Source organism: Citrobacter sp. RHBSTW-00671 (genome assembly GCF_014103415.1).
GTDB lineage: Bacteria > Pseudomonadota > Gammaproteobacteria > Enterobacterales > Enterobacteriaceae > Citrobacter.
The window spans coordinates 63,923-83,247 of sequence record NZ_JABXPR010000005.1; the positions used below are offsets into that span (position 1 = coordinate 63,923).

The window sequence follows — 19,325 nt, forward strand, 5'->3', positions numbered from 1 at the left end:
TTTCATGTCACAACTGAATTTTGTCGATGTCTTTGATATGGCCAGAGAGAGCGCTGGCGGTTGTTGTGTCACTCAGGATGCGCAGGCGGGTAACGGGTATTTCCCGTCTGTTCACAGGCTGATGAGTGCACAGTACAGCCGGAGCCGCTTTATCAGCGTGTTCAGGTCCACAGGCTGCCATCTTCGGCGCTGGGAAGTGTTCAGCGATTTTCTGGCGCTGGCAGCCAGTGAGCTGGATATGGCCCGGATAAGAACGCCGGAGAGTATGGCGCACTGTCGGAAAATTTGCGATCGCTACACCACCGCCGATATTGAGAACATGAACGAAATGTTCAGCCTGATGGTGTGTGCGCTGGAGGCAAAATTTCATGATTTTCTCGGCGCGATTTTCATGGAGCTTGAACTCGGAGATAATTTTCGCGGGCAGTATTTTACCCCCTATTCCGTACAGTGCCTGATGGCGCGCCTGCTGATGCCGGGAATTCAGGACACCATCCGGCGGGAAGGAATAGTGACAGTCAGTGACCCCGCCAGTGGTGCGGCGGGAATGCTGATTGCTTATGCCGAGTGTCTGCTTGAAGCAGATATCAATCCTTCCTGGCACATGTTCGGCAGTTGCATCGATATCGATCCTGTGGCGGCTGATATGGCTTTTATCCAGTTGTCACTGCTGGGTATTGCTGCGGAAGTGGTGACGGGTAACACACTCACTATGCAGTTTAACCGGGTGCGGTATACGCCAGTGTATTACTTCAACGACTTTGAAAAACGTCTGACGGACCTGAACCGACACAGGGTTATGCTGGCATTTATGCGCGGACTATCGGATGCCGCGTAAGTAACCAGAAGGGCAGGGGATAACCTGCCCGACTGCTGTTAAAGGCCGCGCGCCTGCGGCGCAGAGTAATACCTGCTGCGCTACGCGCCGCACATATTACTCAGGCGCGTAATTGTCATATTATTATTTATTCCTGCCTGTCACCTCTCATCCGGAATTATTCTGTTTGTCTCTTTTGGTATTTATTCATTGTATATAAAATAATAAATATCAAACCGGGCGACTTCCCTGACGGGAACCGGGGCTGTCATGCTTCGCACCGAGCCAGCTGCGCTGTCTCTGCCCGGCCCCTGCGGGGCAGCGGGTTTCCATCCCAGGCTGTCGCAACATCAAAATGCCGCTTGCTGCATCCTTTAAGGATGCGCCGCCTGAACCGTGGCGGTAATAAATTCCCGCCACTTTAATGGCCGGAACGGTAATTCGTCTCGCGCCGATTTTCCGTTCCGGATTGTGTGCATTCTCCCTGAGTATATATCGCCCGATTTCATCAATTCGCGGAGGGCTGCTTTTAGCATCAGTCAGGAATAAATAAAAGGGTATATAAACGCTGCGCGCCCTTTTATTTATTCCTGGCAGCTGCTCATTGCCCTTTGCCGCTCAGTGATGAAGTCGAACGATTTAATAAATCCATAAGGAGAAAACCAGAATGCACACAATTAACGTCAAAACCGCCACTCGTGAATCAGCCGAACAATTTAAAACAGATAAATTCCAGCGCGATTGTGTAATCGATGATAATGAACGACTTGATTTCATCCCTGCCCTCTTTTTTACACCAACCGCAGACAATATGATCGCCAGCTGGTTACGCCAGCATTCAGATTATGATGGCGGTTTCTGGAACTACTGGATCATTCCGCAGGGTGTTGGTGGAAATGTGGCACCGAACAAAATTATCTTCACTACTACACAAACCGGATATATCGCACCTGCAGGAGAACAACGATATAACATGTGCATTCCTGGTAATTATTTTGAATCAGAGGTCAGTGCCGATGCTGCCGGAATTATTGCAACGTTGATGATAATGAACTGGCTGTCCTGGCAGGCAGCCGATATGGGGGCTGAATATGCGAAAGTCTGTAAATATCTTGTCGCCCGTCAGGATGCCCTGAAGGATTATGTCAGTCTTATTCAACATCCGGAACGTGGATTGATATGGCGGGCTATCGATTAAAACAATTGCGTCACTCTGGTGGCGCATTTTTTTTGATGGCAACATAAATTGCCTGAATTTCTTTTGCATATTGCTGGCGCTTTTTCTCCTGTACTTCCGTTTCACGAAATCCTGCATTATAAGCCCCTACAGCCCGCCATGAGTATCCCCAGCGTTTAAAAGCAATGGCAAGGTAGTAAGCGCCAGTGTAAATGTTAAGGCAACTGTCAGTATAAAGTTGTTGGGGAGTGATCCCGAACTGAGCCAGATGCGAAAAATTTTGTGAGTGTATTTGCATCTTACCGACAGCATATTCGCTCTGTGATACAACGTTGAGCGCGTTATCACGCCAGGACGACTCACGGAACGAAACCGCCCGTAACAGATCCGGCTCGATCCTATAATCCCTGCCCGCCATTTCAAAACAGTCCTGCGCATTAACAGAAAATGTTATCGCCAGTAGCCCAGTAATCAGAGTTTTCCTCACGTCAGCTATTCCTCATTCTCTTCTCTTTAGCCAGAGTGCCATTTTTCATAAAAAACGGCAATGCCCGTAAATACGGAATCCTGCCCGGCCAGCATATTTCTGTATGCCTGCTCCTTAACATCAAAGCCCCACACCCGTCGCAAGATTTAATTTTGCATGATTATCATTTTATTTCAGTGTTTTAGGTTAATATTTTTATCGTTATTCTATGTCCGATATAGATACTAGATTCACATGCAAATCTTTAGTGAATCGTAAAGGAGTTGAATCCAGATTCATCTACGAATCAGACCACTAAATTAAGACAAATTAAAGGATTCGAATCTGGATTCGAATCCTTAATTTCGGTATAACAGATTCGCCTGTATGAAGTTGGTGAATCCATGCTGACTCTAATAAAATAAATGGCCGATTCACATGTGACTCTTGATAATCAGATAAATTTAAATTTCTAATAAGGTTTTTGAAATGCCAAAAATACAGACTTATGTGAACAATAATGTTTATGAACAGATCACCGATCTCGTTACCATCAGGAAACAGGAAGGTATAGAAGAAGCATCGCTTTCCAATGTTTCTTCAATGCTGCTGGAACTGGGCCTGCGCGTCTATATGATTCAGCAGGAAAAGAGAGAGGGGGGCTTTAATCAGATGGAGTACAACAAACTCATGCTGGAAAACGTTTCGCGGGTACGTGCTATGTGTACAGAAATTCTAAAAATGAGCGTCTTAAACCAGGAGTCGATTGCCAGCGGTAATTTTGATTACGCCGTTATCAAACCCGCTATTGATAAGTTTGCCAGAGAGCAGGTCAGTATATTTTTCCCTGATGATGAGGATGATCAGGAGTGAACCTGGTTTCATTTCTAAAAGCCGGAATCATTTCCCTGATTCCGGCTTTTTTTTTGGGTCTCTTTAAAAATATGGAATCTTTACATTCGCGTTAGCGACTCACGTCACATAAATCTGGCTCTTTGAATGTTCTGGTGGATTTGAAACGTCTGGTCGCTATTATTAATTTATCTAAGTCAAATGAGGGTGTGAAAAATTTAAAAGCCAGCAATGATAAATAACTCCACCATGTATTAAAAATTGCAATGGACCTGTTCATTGCTTGTGGGATTCTTTTGTCTTTTTTCAGGAGGCGTGGATGCCTGTTGTTGACCCGGCACGTTTTATGTATGAACGTAATCATTTTCCATCTTTGACAGATAAAGAGTTTGAAACGTTAGTTTTATACTGTCAGATGATGAATGTTCAGATGGTTGCTGATTATCAGAATCGTAAGCCTGATGTAATCATTAAGCATTTGAAGAGTTGCAGGCAAAAAATGGGTGTTGAGAGCGACTTTGAGCTTTACTTCATAGTAATAAATAAGTTTGTTAACTTTGAGAGAGTTTTTCCAGAGTTAACATCAGAACAGATAAATATTCTGTCTGCATTTTCCTTCTATCCAAAAAGGTCAACAATTGCCCGGCGTTTTGATATATATCGATGTGATATATATGATGAGCTAATTAAAATCAGGAACAACCTTGGCATTGAAGATTTGGAGTCTCTCAGGATGCTTTTTTTCATGAAGATTACAGTTTTTTTGTAAGTTTTAAGTGTTTATCTGAGTGCTTATTGGAGCTTGTTTTTTTGATTTAGCTCAATCTTTATTTCGTCGATTTTGTGAATTAACTCACCTTTTGAAAAATAATATGTTGTTTTTTCGATGAAAAATAAATTTACCCCAAACCCTTGAATGGAGGAAATTGACTCTATCTAATATCCCTATCGCAAATTAAAACAGGTAGCGAGAGATGAAGGAGCCAAAATCTAATATCAGAAAGCTAATTGACATTGGTGGGTTAATTGGCAAGAAAGTGAATATTAGCTGTAGTCTGGATGAAGCCATTGATGAACTATTAATGGAGAGTGCACTCAAGAGTGGGAGGAGTAAAAAAAGAGAAGCTGAATTAAGACTGGAGGATCATTTACGCAGATTTTCTCTCGTACCTGCTGAAGAACAGTATATTGAAAAAAAAGTGGATTAATACGTTAAGTTTTCTGTTTCAGAATCATTGGTCTTATCTGATGGTTCTGTGCCGGATTGACTTAACCCGTCAATACCGCTCTGGGTTGTTTTGTAAATAATATAAATGGAGTTTCTATGAATTTATCCTTATCAAAAGGCGGCCTCCCCGCGTCTGTAAAAAACCGTGCATGGCAGTACTGCCAGATGGCATGGCGTGGTGTGACCAGTAAAAAAGCGCTGTCCCGTCTGGCCGCGCTGTCTCCGCTGCTGTTACTCGGTGTGGGACAGATGGCCAATGCAACCGACCTGCTGGCCGGGGGCAAGGATGATGTGAAAGCCACCTTCGGTGCCGACTCATTCGTCATGATGTGTATCATCATCGCCGAACTGATTGTCGGTGTGGCGATGTATATCCGCACCAAGAACCTCTTGATCCTGCTGGGCCTGGTTGTGGTTATCGTCTTCACTACCGTCGGTCTTACCTTCATCAACTGATATGGAGGGAAACGATTTAGACAAATACCGTTTCCCGAAAACCCTGTCAGAGCAGAACCGTATTATTGGACTGCCCCTTGATGAAGCTATCCCCGCAGCGGTTGTTTTGCTGTGGGGATTTTTCACCAAGAAATATTTATTCAGTCTGATTATTGCGGCAGTTATCTGGCAACTGATCAGGGCGGCGAAACGCGGAAAAAGCTCCCGCTGGTTATACAACTGGTGTTACTGGTATCTGCCTACTGAATTATTCCGGGTTGTCTACCGCGTTATTCCCGATTCCAGTTTCAGGAAATGGATAAAATAAATTACCGCAGGGCCATATTATGGAAATTAGCGCTCGTAATTCATCCACCAAAATTATTGCCGTTATTATTCTGTCGCTCACGACACTGGTCTTTATTCTGGGCTTTGCCGTGGCATGGCTGGCTGTGACCAACAGAGCACTCATCCACGAGCAACGTACAGTCGTCACACCGATGACCTACAACGCTCCTTTTGTGGTATCCGAAACGAAAGCCGATACCGAGTATTTCCGGATGATGACGCTGTCCTTCCTGGCCCTGCGTCTCAATGTCTCGCCTGAAACGGTCGATTCCAACCACGCTTTTCTGATGTCTTTTGTCGAACCAGAGGCCCGGGAGGAATTTAAAAAAGTCCTCCAGGAAGAGGCTGCACAGATTAAAGCCAATGATGTGAATTCCACGTTCTACACCACAGAAATCAATGTCTATCCCGTTGACGGCCGCATCGATGTGCGTGGCGTGCTGAAAATGTGGATTGGTAACTCCAGGCCTTCCACGGAAATAAAAACCTACCGGCTTCGTCTGAAGTACACCGGAGGCTTTACCCGTATCGGTCGGTTCTATGAGGTGACGAATGAAAAATAACCTTCCGGCGTTTTTGTTTGGTACAGCCATGATGGTTGTTATGCCCCCGGCTGCGCAGGCACAGTCACCTGCCACAATAAGCCTGCCACAGGGCGGCCAGTTCCGGCTGAGTATCAGCAATACCGATCCCAACATGATTTTTATCCCAGGAGACAAAGTCACCGCCATCACAGCGCCTGGGGGAATGCTGGCAGACAAGCGACTGACAACGGCTGGCGGTGTGCTGTTCACCTCGGTGGCCACCCGGACTTTCACGATTTTTGTAGAAACTGCGCTGGGCCAGACCTTCTCTGTCGTGGCTACTCCGGTGAAAGGAGAAGGTCGCGTCTATCGACTGATGAGCGCAGAACCGCCCTCACGGCCTGAAACCCGTAAATGGGAAACCGCTCAGGCTTACGAAAAGCTGCTCATCAGCCTTAACCGTGCCGTGCTGACGGGCGACATACCTGATGGCTACGGCGAAGTAAAACCTCTTTCTGACGGTATTCGTCTCCCCGGTGGTTTTTCTGTTACCCCCCTGAAAGCCTGGGCGGGCGACCAGCTGCGTGCCGATCGTTATGAGCTGCGTAATGCCAATACCTGGGGGGTGGCGCTGCGGGAGCAGGACTTCTGGAAGCCCGGGGTGCGTGCCGTGATGTTTGATAACAACGCACAGACTCTGATTGGCGGAGGAAGAATGACCGTCACCGTTATCCGTGGAAACGGGGAGGGTGAAGATGGCCAACGTTAATAAAGTCGTCCGCCGTCGTCAGGTTGCCCTGCTTATAGCTCTTGTGCTGGGGATTGGTGCTGGCGGTGCCGGGACATGGATGGTCTCAGAGATGAACCTGAAGAAAGCGCCGCCCGCAAAAGCGCCAAAAGGAGAACCCGCGCCGGATATGACCGGTGTGGTCAATCAGTCATTTGATAACAAAGTCCAGCGTTCTGCCATCGCGGAAGCCCAGCGGCTTAATAAGGAAACGCAGACAGAGATTAAAAAACTGCGTACCGAAATGGGGCTTGTCAGTCGCGACCTTAAAGGCAGTCAGGATCGCATTCGTGAACTGGAAGACCAGAACCAGTTGCTGCAGACACAGCTTGAGGCCGGGAAGAATTTTGACTCTCTCAGTGCCGAACCTCTGCCGGGGGCGCTGGCCTCTCAGGGGAAACCTGCACCCGCGGGTAATGTTCCACCCCCGACCAGTTTCTGGCCAGCAGGCGGCGGACAGGCCCCGGCTGCGCCGGTGATGACCCCCATTCAGCGTCCAGGAATGATGGACAGTCAGGAATTTAGTCTGCCGGATACCGGGCCTAAAAAGCCCCGTTTCCCGTGGATTTCTTCCGGCAGTTTTGCTGAAGCGATCGTGGTGGAAGGGGCTGATGCCAATGCGTCCGTTACCGGCGATAAAAATACCGCCCCGATGCAGCTGCGTCTCACCGGCAAAGTTCAGATGCCTAACGATGAAGAGTTCGATCTGACGGGTTGCTTTGTGACCCTGGAGGCATGGGGGGATGTTTCCAGTGAACGAGCCATCGTTCGTAGTCGCTCAATCAGTTGCAAGCTGGGTGATGACGACATCGACCAGAAGATTGCCGGTCATGTGTCCTTTATGGGCAAGAACGGCATCAAGGGCGAAGTGGTTATGCGTAACGGCCAGATCCTGCTGTATGCCGGGGGCGCGGGCTTCCTGGACGGGATCGGCAAGGGCATTGAGAAAGCCTCCTCCACTACCGTGGGTGTCGGCGCAACTGCCAGCATGAGCGCCGGCGATATCGGCCAGGCAGGGCTCGGCGGTGGTGTCAGTTCTGCGGCCAAAACACTCTCTGATTACTACATCAAACGCGCCGAACAGTACCACCCCGTCATTCCAATCGGTGCGGGCAATGAAGTCACGCTGGTTTTCCAGGACGGTTTCCAGCTCGAAACACTGGAAGAAGCGCGCGCGAAAGCGGCTGCACGTAAGAAACAAAATCAGCCTCCTGCCTCATCCACGCCTGCTGCCATGCCAGGTAACACCCCGGACATGCTGAAGCAGCTACAGGACTTCAGGGTAGGGGACACCGTTGATCCGACGACCGGACAGGTCGTCACACAGTAAACGGGGCCGGGAAACCGGCCACAACAACACAATCCGGAATAGTTAGTGCCCTGGAAGACGAGAAAGGGATGGGCGGTAGCGTGTCCGGGCAGCATACACAGGAAAGAGTGATGGCAGACGTACTGGACCAGTTGCAGGAGCAGGAAGACCTGATTCACAGGCTGCACATTCAGGCGGTCAGACAACAGTTAAGTGTTAAAGGCGAAAGCCTTACCCGGTGTGAATGTTGTGGAAACCGTATTCAGGAACGGCGCCAGAAAGCGATACCTGGCGTGCGTACCTGCACTGAGTGTCAGCGGGTACTGGAAATTCGGGAAAAAAATTATCAGAGGTGAAGGATGGGAAGCAGAAAAGCCAATGTGATGGGCGTGGGGAAAACCGGTAGCGGTAAAACCACGACACTCCCAGCCAGACCCTTCAGCGCATAATTGTTCAGGAAACATCAATGAAAAAAATCACACTTTTGCTGGCAGGCAGCGCCCTGCTGTTATCCGGTTGTGCCGGTGTCAAAAGCAGTTTCGACTGCGATGCCACAACGTCTGATACCTGTATGACCATGACAAAGGCTAATCAACTGGCCCGCGATAAGGCGGCAAAACAGGCGGGAAAGCCGGCTGCGGGCGGACTGCCTTCCCTGGTTAATTTACCGGCCACCTCTGCGGTGGGGGGCCCGTCAGCATCCCGTTCCGCCGTCAGTCCCCCTTCCGGCACGCGGACCGTCAGCACCACGCCCACCGTATCTGCAGGCACGTCCGCAGGTGTAAACACAAACACGGCAACGTCAACACTGACGCCCCGTCCGGTTGCCGGAACGTCGGTCACAACCACCCCGTCATCAGTGGCTTACCGTCCGGTCGTCTCTGTGGTCACACCGACACTGTCATGCCAGAACGTGCGTTGTGACAATCCCGGCTCTGTGCACCCACAACGCAGCCAGGACCAGATAGCCACGGTCTGGATTGCGCCCTGGGTGGACAGCGATAACGCCTTCCATCAGCCCGGCCGGGTGTCATTTGTGGTCAGTCCTGCCGACTGGGTTCTTCCGGCCCGGGTAAATTAAGGAGTTTCGGGTGAAAAAATTTCTGAACGTACTGGAAAATCTGCAGAACGCCTTCCGGATGCCGGATGGCGCGTCGGAGATGACGCGCAATCTGGCCAGCCTGGACTTTCCGCAGCTGACCAGCGTCCTGCCATACCGTGACTATGACCGTGACAGTGGGCTGTTTGTGAACCGCAGTACGGTGGGTTTTCTGCTACGTGCAGAGCCTCTTATCGGCGCTAACGAACAGATTGTGTATGTGCTGGAAGATCTCATCAAAAGCAAGCTGCCGCGTAAAACGCCAATATCATTCCACCTGGTCTCCAGCAAGCTGATCGGTGATCAGCTTGACCGCGGCCTGTCTGAGTTCCGCTGGCAGGGGAAGCATGCAGACAAATTTAACCGTATCACACGGGCATATTATCAGCGCGCAGCGCAGCAGCAGTTCAACAGCCCGACCGGCCTGCCGCTGACCCTGCGTGACTACCGTCTGTATATTTCTTACTGCGTGAAGGCGAAGAAGCGGACGGCGGCCGTGATGACGGAAGTCGCTCATACCCTGAAAGTGCTGCGTTCTTCTCTGGACGCGGCAAAAATTTACACGCAGGCGGCCGATGACCAGGAGCTGGCCACACTGGTTCACGGGATGCTGAATGCCCGTCATGATCAGCTGTACCCGGATGAGGTTCGTGTCGGCAAATTTGATGAGCTGCATCAGCGCTGTGTTGACCAGCGCATCGGTATCGATGTGCGTCCGGATGATGTCCTCATCAGTCTTGCCGACCGTCAGGGCAGCGTGACCTCCACGCGGGCCATGAATTTCATGCTGGAGAACAACCCGGATATGTTCATGCTGTGGATGGGGGGCGATAACCTGTCCAACCTGCTCAGCCCGGACCTGACAATCGCCAGCCCGTTCGTCATCACGATGGTGATGGAGGCCGAAGACCAGGTGGCGACGCAGGGAGAAGCCACGCGCAAGTATCTCGACCGGGAGAAAAAAGCAAACTCGCCCTATGCCACCCTGTTTCCCGGCGTGGCCAAACAGGCCAAAGAATGGAAGGAAATCCGCGAACATCTTAACAGCAACCAGACCTGTATTGTCCGCTATTACTATAACGTCACCACGTTCTGTCCGGATACAGATGAGGATGCGCTGGTCTGCGAACAGCAGGTCATTAATACCTTCAAGAAGAACGGCATAGATCTGTTTTCCCCGACCTATATGCAGTTCCGTAACTGGATAGCGATGATCCCCTTCATTCATGCGGAAGGGCTCTGGGAAGACATCAAAATGGGCGGAGCCACGTGCCGGGCGGAGAGTATCCAGGCCGTGAACCTGCTGCCGGTGGTGGCTGACAACCGGTTGTGTCAGGGAGGATTGCTGACGCCGTCCTACCGTAACCAACTGGCATTCCTCGATATCTACGGCGACGGGATGGGCAACACCAACTACAACATGGCAGTCACCGGTACGTCCGGAGCCGGTAAAACTGGTCTGGTCCAGCCTATCCTGCGCAGCGTACTGGACTCCGGCGGTATCGCCTGGGTGTTTGACATGGGGGACGGCTACAAATCGTTCTGTGAGAACGTGGGTGGCACGTACCTTGACGGTAAGTCACTCAAATTCAATCCGTTTGCCAACATCTCCAGTATCAATGAGTCCGGGGAACGTATCCGTGACCAGCTGGCTGTGCTGGCAAGCCCTAACGGTACGCTGGATGAAGTCCATCACAGTCTGCTGCTGCGCGGGGTTCAGGAGGCATGGGAAGCGCACAGAGAAAAAGCCCGAATTGACCATGTAGTGCAGAAGCTGACGACCATCCGTGAGGATGATAAATACCAGAACTCACCGGGTATCACCAACCGACTGGATGAAATTATCGAACTGCTCGGTAAGTACTGCTCTTGGGGAATTTACGGCGAATACTTTAACAGCGACGAGCCGTCACTGACCGATGATGCCCGCTTTATCGTCCTGGAACTGGGGGGCCTGCAGGACAAGCCTGACCTGCTGGTTGCGGTAATGTTTTCTCTCATCATCTACATCGAAGACAAAATGTACCGCACGCCGCGCAGCCTGAAGAAATGTTGCACCATCGACGAAGGCTGGAAGCTGCTCAACTTTAAAAATGAGAAGGTCGGTCAGTTCATTGAAACCGGCTACCGTACGGTACGCCGCCACCGTGGCGCGTTCATCACCATCAGCCAGAACATCAAAGACTTTGACGCCGATGATGCTTCCGGAGCTGCAAAAGCGGCCTGGGGTAACTCAGCCTTCAAGGTGATCCTCAAACAGGATGCCTCTGAGTTTAAACAGTATAACCAGAACCGTCCCAACCAGTTCAGCGAGCTGGAGCGTAGTGTTATCGGCAAGTTCGGTGATGCCAAAGACCAGTGGTTCTCCTCCTTTATGCTGCGCATCAACGATACCTGCAGTTTCCATCGTCTCTTTGTCGATCCGCTCAGTCGAGCGATGTTCAGTTCAAAGGGTGATGATTTCGAGTTTATCCGCCAGTGCCGGGAACAAAACATGGATATCCATGACGCTGTATACCAGCTGGCACAACGTAACTTTCCTGATGAGATGCGCGAACTGGAAGCGCTCGCGGAGGCTGCATGACTACTGACCAAAAACTTACTCCTGCTCAGTCTGAATCCCCTCTCACTTCCGATGACGTCAGGAAGGGGATAAACATCACAGCGGGAGGACACAGGCGGGAGCAACGTCGCCGTCGTTGCCTGCTCAATCTGCTACTGGTCGCTGCCACCATTATGTGTATCAACGCGGCGGTAACGACGCTGCTGATTAGCTGGCGTACGCCGACGGTGGTGTCCTTTGATATGAAAAAAACGCTGGATCAGTTCACAGAACAGGCCAGCGCTCAGTCACTGGATGAGGCTCAGACTAAGGCTCTTACCGAACGATTTATGACCAGCCTCAATGCGGAGCTGCAGGACTGGCAGCGCCGCCATGATGCACTCATCCTGGTGACGCCTGCTGTGGTCAGTGGGGCGGGCGACATCACTGGTGAGATTCAGACAGGGGTGGCACACCGAATGGCGGCGGGAGGCGGCAACTGATGAAAAAAGGGCTGCTGACACTGTTGCTGATTTCCGGCGTAGCACAGGCAAAAAATCTGGGGACATGGGGGGAAATGTACCCCATTGCTGAGCAGGACATGCTCACTACCATCCAGACACGCCTGAAGGCAATGGAGGCCAGTGGTGAGATGGCCCGGGAGCAGGAAGCATTCAAACAGCGCGTCATTGAAAATACTCTGCGTCCCAGGCCGGTTGAAGGACTGACACTGGCGCAGGAGAACACCACGCACTATATCGATCCATCGCTGACGGTCAGTGAAGACCTGAAAGACCATCAGGGGCGGGTGTTCGCCCATAAAGGGCAGGTGATTAACCCGCTGGATACGGTGCCGTTCACCGACACGCTCTATTTTATTGATGCAGATAACCCGCAGCAATTGGCATGGATGAAGGCACAGAAGCCCGGGACACTGACGTACCGCGTCATTCTGGTTAACGGGGATGTCCGTGAGGCCACGAACGCCCTCAATACCCGTATCTATTTTGACCAGGACGGTTCACTCTGCCGGAAGTTTAAGCTGAAAGCTATCCCGGCCCGGGTGACGCTGGCAGAAGATCGCCGCCGTCTGCGGGTGGACACGTTCGCCCTGGATGCGCCGGAGGTGAAGCCATGAAACGTTATCTGGCCGGTCTGGGGCTGATGCTGCTGTGTCTGACCGGGATGAGCGGCACGGCACAGGCGGCTTCAGCAGAATGTGAGGGGAATTTTGTTAACCCGATCACCGATGTCTGCTGGGAGTGCATCTTTCCGGTGACCATCGGCAATGTGCCGGTAGTCAAAGGTCGCCAGCCGGACACGCCGAACCCGTCGATGCCCATCCAGTTCTGCCCGATGGGCATTCTGTACCGGGTGGGGCTGGCCATTGGCTACTGGGAGCCGATGGCGCTGACGGACGTGACGCGTTCACCGTACTGCATGGTGAATCTGGGTGGGTTCAATATCAATATCGGTAACGTCGGCAGCGGGACCGGAGGACAGGAAAACCGCGCAAATCCCGGCGCGTTCTACCATGTCCACTGGTACAAATACCCGCTCACCTACTGGCTCAACATTATCACCTCAATGGGCTGCCTTCAGGGCGGCGACCTGGATATTGGTTATCTGTCCGAGCTGGACCCGATGTGGGACAGCAGTTCGCTGAGCATGATCATCCAGCCTGAAGCCATTCTCTTTGGCAACGTTATTGCGCAGGGGGCCTGTGCGGCAGACGCCGTGGCGAGTCTGGTGGGGAAACCCATTGATGCCCTGTTCTGGTGTGCCGGTAGCCAGGGCAGCATGTATCCGTTTAACGGCTATGTCTCTAACGAATTCAGCCCGCTGCAGACCTCTTTACTGCTCAGTGAACGTATGGCGTTCAAACTGCACCGTCAGGGCATGGTGATGAACAGTATCGGTGAAAACACCGCCGTGTGTTTTGAATATCCGTCCCCGATCATCCCTAAAAGCCGCTGGCGGTATCACCTGGTTAATAAATACCCCGATGCAGGCCAGTGTCATCCGCTGGGCCGTAGTGTGACCCGCTGGGAAACCGGCAAAAACATGCCCAATGACCGGCGTAACTTCGGCTACCTCTTCTGGCGCAAACGCAACTGCGTATTCCTGTAAGGAGCAAAGCATGATCGTGAGTAAAAAAAAGTATGACTTTCTGCTCGACCGCTACGAACAGGCCACCTCCCGGGCGGACCTGCTGGAGCGGCAACTTGCCGAGCTGAACGGGGCGATTGATAAACATGGCACACCGTACAAGTGCATTCTGGAGTGTCGTGAAGCGGCGATGGCGGTATCCACGCCGGGCAGTGAACAGGTGTGGCTGACGCTGGAGCGCCTGGCGTTTATTGACCGGTGGGTAAGTGCCCTGCTGCCGTCCCTGACACGACGGATGCCCGACCGGGAGCGGCTGATGTGGGAGGACATGCTGAAAACTCGCTCTGCAGATCACGCTTATGGAATCGTGCGCGACAAGTCACAGGGAGAAAAAAAATGAAACGCGTACTGATATCGCTGGCCCTGCTTCTGACCTGCGGGGCCGGGATGGCCAGCGATCATACTGAGAACCGCCAGTTTATTCACGACCAGCTGCAGCTGGACCGCCAGCGTTTTCGTGCCCTGCAGACGCCCGAATTTCTGCAACAGCCACGCCCGGTAGCACCACAGGATCAGGCTTTTCTGGACTCACTGGCTTCACAGTTCCGTCAGGCCATGCAACCCGGGGAACGCCCGGTGGATGCGGCCCTGGTGTTTGTGTCCTTCTCGATGCCTCCGGATGAACTGAAGCAGCGCGTGAAGGATGCGGCGGAACTCAATATTCCGGTGGTTATCCGGGGGATGGTGAACGGCGACATGCGGGCTACGGCGAATGCTGTAGCTGGTCTGGTAAAAGAGAGCAATACCGGAGGCGTGCAGATAGACCCGACCACCTTTCGTAAGTACAACATTACCGCCGTACCGGTACTGATTGTCGCCTGCGGCAACCAGGGCGATACAGTTGACCGGCTTCAGGGGGACCTGACCTTACATCAGGCCCTGAAGCGGGTGGCGGAGGAGGGGGACTGCGCTGACACGGCCCGGAACCTGCTGCGTGGGGAGGTGCAATGAAACACTATCTTCCTTTACTGATGGCGATGACATCGTTCTGTCTGGTCGCGCCGCTTGTCGCCAATGACCAGTTTAATCAGGGCATGCAGCAGGGTAACGCCAGCAAAGGGCAGGGGGCCAGCGCTATACAGGGGTTTAATCCGGCGGAAGTGATCCCCGGCTATACCGACTCGCCAGCTGAAAGCGGCTATTACGGGGGCGTCACGTCGTCCGGGGGGGACATGACCTCTCCCGGTTCGACGGCGCTGAACACGTCTGAGGCCGGGAAAACCATCACCGAATCAATTCTGAACACGCCGCCGGATAACAAGCCTTCACTGGATGCGCCGTTTATCTCTGAAGGGCTGGCGATGAAAGACAAGGCGGAGGCCATCACCGGCGGCGGGTTTGACGGTTGCGTGGACCAGCCTGCCAGCTTTACCGAAATCACCACTCACCAGTGCCTGCGGGACACCAAAATTGAGCAGTACTGCACACGCACCGCGACCATTACCGGGGACTGGAAAAACACCGAGGTTTACCGGTATGTGACGATTTCTCCGGGGCAGTTTCGCTACAGCCAGAACGGAAAGCAACTGGTATTCAGCGTGACCTCTCCGGTTACGGGCGTCGTGATGAATGCACAACTGAAGGTGTATTCCAGTTTTTATTTTCTTAACTCCCGTTATACATTCATGAACTCTGTGTTCAACGTCGGGACCGTACCGGGCGCGACGGATACGTTCACTCTGAGTGGTGCGCCGGGGCTGAACATTACCGAAGGACAGGTGCTGACGGGCTCCGGTTGCACAGCTAACGGCAACTGTATCAGCGGTGGTAACGGGGACTGGCAGGTTTATCAATCGCTGGCCAGTGGGAAATCGACGTTTACGCTCACCATGTACGTCAGAGTCAGCGAAAAAGAATGGGTGCCACGGGTTGAATGGTCTGAAAGCTGCCCGTTCAGTAAGACCGAAGGGGCCATGACCGGCTCACAGTGTGTGGAGCCGGGGGAGACACGGACCGTTGTTGTGGGCGGTAAAACGTACAGCATTCATCAGGACTGCTGGAAATGGCAGGACACCTACCTGACCCAGACCGAGACTGAAGGCACCTGCGGGGAGTTCATAAAGAATCCGGCCTGCACGGTGGCCCGCAGCGAGTGTGCCGATACGGTCGACGGCTTCTGCGTCAGCCAGCAGGTGACCTACTCCTGTGAACGTAAAAAGGAGGGTAACGGCCAGATTTGCGGTGGGGAATTCTTCTGCAAGGACGGCAGCTGCGCCCAGGCGCAGACAGGAACCAGCAACATGTTCGGTCAGGCCGTCTCGGCGCTCGCGGCAGTGGCCGCCGCTGGCGAGGATGTGGCCGCGCTCAATGGTGTGGACGTCCGCGCCTTTACCGGCGAAGCGCAGCACTGCAAGAAGATGGCGGTGGGCTTCAATAACTGTTGCAAGGACTCCGGCTGGGGCCAGGATGTGGGCCTGTCGAGCTGCAGCAGCGAGGAAAAAGCGCTCGGCAAAGCGAAGGATAAAAAGCTGACGGTGTATGTCGGGGAATACTGCAGCAAGAAAGTGCTGGGCGTGTGTCTCGAGAAAAAACGGGGTTACTGCGTGTTTGATTCCAAACTGGCGCGTATCGTCCAGGAGCAGGGGCGTCGTGACCAGCTGGGCGTGGGGTTCGGTAAAGGCAAGTCACCGGACTGCCGGGGCATCACGGTGGATGAACTGCAGCGACTCGACTTTGGCGTGATGAACTTCAGCGACTTCTATGATGATCTTAATGCCGGCAGTGAAATCCCGGAAGACCAGGCATTACTGAAAAAGGCGCAGGACATCATTGCCGAAAAAATGCAGGAGAACGTGCCATGAGATGTATTGCCGGTGCGCTTGCCCTGATAATGGCAGCATCACTGCATGCAGCTCCCGAGGATGTACTGGCACCTGAGTATGCCCGGGAAGAGGGATGGCAGTGGTACAACCCCAGTGCTGAAGAGGCCGAACCCGAACCGGCGTCGCCGCCGACACTACGGGAACGTCTGGCCAGCATGACGCCATCAGAGCAGAAAAAGGTGCTCCAGCAGGCTACCCGTGAAGCGCTGGACACCGCCATTCTGTATCCCTCTGCGGAGAATTTTCGCCGCTTTATGACGCTGCAGAACTTCTGGACTGACCGGGCAACGGACTTCACCCAGACGGCGAAACTGGCCCGGCTGAAGTATCCGGAGCTGGATTACAACGTGAAGCGCAGCCATTACAACGGCACGGTGGAAGCCCGCCTGACTGAAGAGAAGAAGGTCCAGAATGCGGTTATCAGCCAGGTGGCGCAGCGTTATGGCCTGTTCTTTTTCTACCGGGGCAACAATGCCGTCGACAACCTGATGGCCGGGGTGATACGGGCTTTCTGTGAAGATCGGGGAATTAGCCTGATGGCCGTCAGCGTGGACGGTAAACTCAGCGACCAGCTTCCGCAAACTCGCCCTGACACCGGACAGGCTGAAAAAATGCGCGTCACCCACTTCCCGGCCACGTTTCTGGTCGACCCGAAAACTCACCAGTGGCAACCCCTTGCTTGGGGGTTTATGAGCCACGACGACCTGGACCGTCAGATGGTCAGCGTCCTTACCCACTTTGCACCTGACTACTGATAACACCTGTTTGAGGTAATCCATGATTATTTCTGTATTGCAGACCGCCATCCTGATGGTGGCGATGCTGTCCGGCTGTCTGCAGGCCGGGACACTGGATGATATTCGTACTCTTGAAGCCGGAAAAACGGGCCGGAGCGCACCCGCAATGGATTCGCTCATCCTGCCAGAAAACGGGGCAGCAAAAACCGCAGAGCGTGCTGTTCAGAATACTTCACCCGTCTGGTATTCGTTGAGTGATGGCAGAAAAGTTAACCTGCAGGACTGGAAGGTAGTGCTGTTCATGCAGTCGACCTGTCAGTACTGCCGTCAGTTTGCGCCGGTTCTTAAAGCCTTTTCTCAGCAAACCGGTCTTGACGTTTTCCCAATCAGCCTTGACGGGAAGGGAGATGCCGAATTCCCCGATGTTCTGCCAGCAACCCCGGATGTGATGGTGGAATATTTCCAGAGCGGCCTGCCGGTGGCCACGCCAACCACCTTTTTGACCAACGTCAACACGATGGAAACCTGGCCGCTGCTGCAGGGGGCCGCAGAGACTGGTGAGTTTCGCAGCCGGCTCGATGAGGTGCTGCGTATGGCACAGGATCGGCAGTCAGGGAAAAGCATTCCACTCAACGCGCAGGGACAAAAATAATGCGACTGAAACCGCTCTGCCTGGCCTTTGCGCTGGGCCTGTACAGTGCAGGAACGGCGCATGCCGGGCTGCAGGATGATATGAATTCTTTCTTCAATGACATGAGCTACGCCAGTAACGCCACGTCTGCCAAAGCCTGGCAGGGGCAGGCTGCACGTTATGTCTCCGGAGGCTCGTTTTATGCGCGCACTGGTAACAAGAACATTCAACTGGTTTCCATCAGTCTGCCGTCCATTAACGCAGGGTGTGGCGGGATTGATGTGTATCTGGGCGCGTTCTCTTTCATAAACTCCGACCAGATTATGGCGTTTGTGAAACAGACGATGGCCAACGCGGCGGGCTACTTCTTTGACCTTGCGCTGGAAACCACGGTCCCGGAACTGAAGGCCGCGAAAGACTTCCTGCAGAAGATGGCCGCTGATATTAACCGGTTCAATATGTCCAGCTGTCAGGCGGCAAAGGCGATGGTCGACAGCGTGGCATCGCTGTGGGGTGAGAGTCAGCAGAACGTCTGCCAGTCTGTTGGTGGGCAGAAAAGCGTATTCTCGGACTGGGTGGCATCCCGTCAGGGCTGCACCTCCGGCGGGAAATACGGCTCCGTCGCGGACAAAGCCACCGGCGCGGAAAAGGACCAGGTCCTGAAGGATATTAACCTGATGTGGGATGCGCTCGGCAACAGCTCGCTCAGCAGCAATGCAGAGTTGCGTCAGTTTGCCATGAGCATCAGTGGCTCGGTGATTTTCGGCAGTTCCGGGGAAGTGCGGATCCTGTCTTCCATGGCATCCGACAGGAGCCTGCTGACAGCGATGATGAGCGGCGGTAGTGCGAAAGTATACGTCTGTGATAACCAGAATAAATGCCTGTCCCCGACCCTCAATAACGTGACGATTTCCGCAGACAAATCGCTGATTAAGATGGTGCAGGACATGCTGACCAGCATCGAGAACAAGGCCATCACCGACACGCCTCTGACGGAAAAAGAGAAGCAGTTCATCAACAGTACCTCCATCCCCATTCTCTCCTGGATTGTGGACCAGTCGTCACTGAGCATCTCGCAGTCCCTGTTTGCCCAGCTGACGGATTACATCGCGGTCGACATCTATCTGCAGTACCTGGAAGCCGTGATGAAGGTGGTTAACGGATCGCTTGCCACCAAAGATTACCCTGGCGCCAACATGAAAGAGCTGAAAAGCGGGCTGGCCGACGCGCGTCAGGCGCTTAACTCGCTGCGTATGGAAGTGCAGATCAAAGAAGATGCCCTTATCTCCGCGCAGCAGCAAATCCGCTTTATCCGCCAGCAGGTCTCCTCAAAGATGAGCGACCGTGTGCTGGGTAACTACCAGTTCAGCAGGGTGAATTAA

At 52.9% G+C, this 19,325-nt stretch carries 22 protein-coding genes and 1 pseudogene; 22 read left to right on the plus strand and 1 reads right to left on the minus strand.

The window, feature by feature from the left end; translation table 11 throughout:
* The first annotated feature begins 4 nt into the window (after window positions 1-4).
* Together HV261_RS26495 and HV261_RS26500 are read left to right on the plus strand one after the other, a co-directional pair.
* Window positions 5-838, plus strand: coding sequence for an N-6 DNA methylase (locus tag HV261_RS26495; protein WP_042005171.1), 834 nt, complete (start codon window positions 5-7; stop codon window positions 836-838).
* A 590-nt stretch (window positions 839-1,428) separates the two neighbouring features.
* Window positions 1,429-2,015 (plus strand): annotated as a pseudogene (locus HV261_RS26500) (antirestriction protein).
* 10 nt (window positions 2,016-2,025) lie between these two features.
* On the opposite strand, the gene HV261_RS26505 reads toward HV261_RS26500, so the two are convergent.
* On the minus strand, window positions 2,026-2,481 hold the full coding sequence (locus HV261_RS26505) for a transglycosylase SLT domain-containing protein (RefSeq protein ID WP_202039843.1): 456 nt from the start codon (window positions 2,479-2,481) through the stop codon (window positions 2,026-2,028).
* A gap of 468 nt (window positions 2,482-2,949) precedes the next feature.
* Here HV261_RS26505 and traM point away from each other — a divergent pair, with 468 nt between their 5' ends.
* The 20 genes from traM (at window position 2,950) to traH (ending at window position 19,325) form a co-directional block, all read left to right on the plus strand.
* The gene (gene traM / locus HV261_RS26510) at window positions 2,950-3,333 is read left to right on the plus strand and encodes a conjugal transfer relaxosome DNA-binding protein TraM (RefSeq protein ID WP_015062650.1); all 384 of its coding nucleotides are present in this window, start codon (window positions 2,950-2,952) and stop codon (window positions 3,331-3,333) included.
* A gap of 298 nt (window positions 3,334-3,631) precedes the next feature.
* The gene (locus HV261_RS26515) at window positions 3,632-4,081 is read left to right on the plus strand and encodes a helix-turn-helix domain-containing protein (protein WP_202039844.1); all 450 of its coding nucleotides are present in this window, start codon (window positions 3,632-3,634) and stop codon (window positions 4,079-4,081) included.
* A 205-nt stretch (window positions 4,082-4,286) separates the two neighbouring features.
* Window positions 4,287-4,520 (plus strand): TraY domain-containing protein, encoded by a 234-nt coding sequence (locus tag HV261_RS26520; RefSeq protein WP_000662610.1) that lies wholly within the window; start codon window positions 4,287-4,289, stop codon window positions 4,518-4,520.
* A gap of 116 nt (window positions 4,521-4,636) precedes the next feature.
* Entirely contained in the window at window positions 4,637-4,996 is a 360-nt protein-coding gene (gene traA, locus HV261_RS26525; protein ID WP_001054221.1) for a type IV conjugative transfer system pilin TraA, read from the plus strand.
* Between the two features lies 1 nt (window position 4,997).
* Window positions 4,998-5,303 carry a type IV conjugative transfer system protein TraL gene (gene traL, locus HV261_RS26530; RefSeq protein ID WP_000398849.1) on the plus strand — a complete coding sequence of 102 codons (306 nt, stop codon included), beginning with the start codon at window positions 4,998-5,000 and terminating at the stop codon, window positions 5,301-5,303.
* Window positions 5,304-5,322: 19 nt separating this feature from the next.
* Window positions 5,323-5,886, plus strand: a complete 564-nt coding sequence (traE, locus tag HV261_RS26535; RefSeq protein ID WP_001535119.1) for a type IV conjugative transfer system protein TraE — start codon at window positions 5,323-5,325, stop codon at window positions 5,884-5,886.
* Window positions 5,876-6,616: a type-F conjugative transfer system secretin TraK gene (gene traK / locus HV261_RS26540; protein ID WP_079825283.1), complete on the plus strand. Its 741-nt coding sequence runs from the start codon at window positions 5,876-5,878 to the stop codon at window positions 6,614-6,616. Before traE ends, traK begins: the two co-directional genes overlap by 11 nt.
* Window positions 6,603-7,964: an F-type conjugal transfer pilus assembly protein TraB gene (gene traB / locus HV261_RS26545; RefSeq protein WP_202039845.1), complete on the plus strand. Its 1,362-nt coding sequence runs from the start codon at window positions 6,603-6,605 to the stop codon at window positions 7,962-7,964. The genes traK and traB overlap by 14 nt, the downstream gene beginning before the upstream one ends.
* A 110-nt stretch (window positions 7,965-8,074) precedes the next feature.
* Complete coding sequence (locus HV261_RS26550; protein ID WP_008455352.1) at window positions 8,075-8,299, plus strand: TraR/DksA C4-type zinc finger protein; 225 nt, start codon at window positions 8,075-8,077, stop codon at window positions 8,297-8,299.
* Window positions 8,300-8,409: 110 nt separating this feature from the next.
* On the plus strand, window positions 8,410-9,024 hold the full coding sequence (traV, locus tag HV261_RS26555) for a type IV conjugative transfer system lipoprotein TraV (protein ID WP_202039846.1): 615 nt from the start codon (window positions 8,410-8,412) through the stop codon (window positions 9,022-9,024).
* A gap of 10 nt (window positions 9,025-9,034) precedes the next feature.
* A complete protein-coding gene (traC, locus tag HV261_RS26560; protein ID WP_079840526.1) occupies window positions 9,035-11,626 on the plus strand; it encodes a type IV secretion system protein TraC in 2,592 nt (863 codons plus the stop codon).
* Window positions 11,623-12,087: a type-F conjugative transfer system protein TrbI gene (gene trbI / locus HV261_RS26565; RefSeq protein ID WP_003830754.1), complete on the plus strand. Its 465-nt coding sequence runs from the start codon at window positions 11,623-11,625 to the stop codon at window positions 12,085-12,087. The genes traC and trbI overlap by 4 nt, the downstream gene beginning before the upstream one ends.
* A complete protein-coding gene (gene traW, locus HV261_RS26570) occupies window positions 12,087-12,722 on the plus strand; it encodes a type-F conjugative transfer system protein TraW (RefSeq protein WP_000715590.1) in 636 nt (211 codons plus the stop codon). The genes trbI and traW overlap by 1 nt, the downstream gene beginning before the upstream one ends.
* Complete coding sequence (gene traU / locus HV261_RS26575) at window positions 12,719-13,714, plus strand: conjugal transfer pilus assembly protein TraU (RefSeq protein WP_004558357.1); 996 nt, start codon at window positions 12,719-12,721, stop codon at window positions 13,712-13,714. The genes traW and traU overlap by 4 nt, the downstream gene beginning before the upstream one ends.
* Before the next feature lie 10 nt (window positions 13,715-13,724).
* Complete coding sequence (locus HV261_RS26580; RefSeq protein ID WP_202039847.1) at window positions 13,725-14,093, plus strand: hypothetical protein; 369 nt, start codon at window positions 13,725-13,727, stop codon at window positions 14,091-14,093.
* On the plus strand, window positions 14,090-14,704 hold the full coding sequence (gene trbC, locus HV261_RS26585) for a type-F conjugative transfer system pilin assembly protein TrbC (protein WP_202039848.1): 615 nt from the start codon (window positions 14,090-14,092) through the stop codon (window positions 14,702-14,704). Before HV261_RS26580 ends, trbC begins: the two co-directional genes overlap by 4 nt.
* The gene (traN, locus tag HV261_RS26590) at window positions 14,701-16,554 is read left to right on the plus strand and encodes a type-F conjugative transfer system mating-pair stabilization protein TraN (RefSeq protein WP_202039849.1); all 1,854 of its coding nucleotides are present in this window, start codon (window positions 14,701-14,703) and stop codon (window positions 16,552-16,554) included. The genes trbC and traN overlap by 4 nt, the downstream gene beginning before the upstream one ends.
* Window positions 16,551-17,330, plus strand: coding sequence for a type-F conjugative transfer system pilin assembly protein TraF (traF, locus tag HV261_RS26595; RefSeq protein WP_202039850.1), 780 nt, complete (start codon window positions 16,551-16,553; stop codon window positions 17,328-17,330). The genes traN and traF overlap by 4 nt, the downstream gene beginning before the upstream one ends.
* A gap of 22 nt (window positions 17,331-17,352) precedes the next feature.
* On the plus strand, window positions 17,353-17,964 hold the full coding sequence (gene trbB / locus HV261_RS26600; RefSeq protein WP_202039851.1) for a type-F conjugative transfer system pilin assembly thiol-disulfide isomerase TrbB: 612 nt from the start codon (window positions 17,353-17,355) through the stop codon (window positions 17,962-17,964).
* Window positions 17,964-19,325 (plus strand): conjugal transfer pilus assembly protein TraH, encoded by a 1,362-nt coding sequence (traH, locus tag HV261_RS26605; RefSeq protein WP_079951799.1) that lies wholly within the window; start codon window positions 17,964-17,966, stop codon window positions 19,323-19,325. The genes trbB and traH overlap by 1 nt, the downstream gene beginning before the upstream one ends.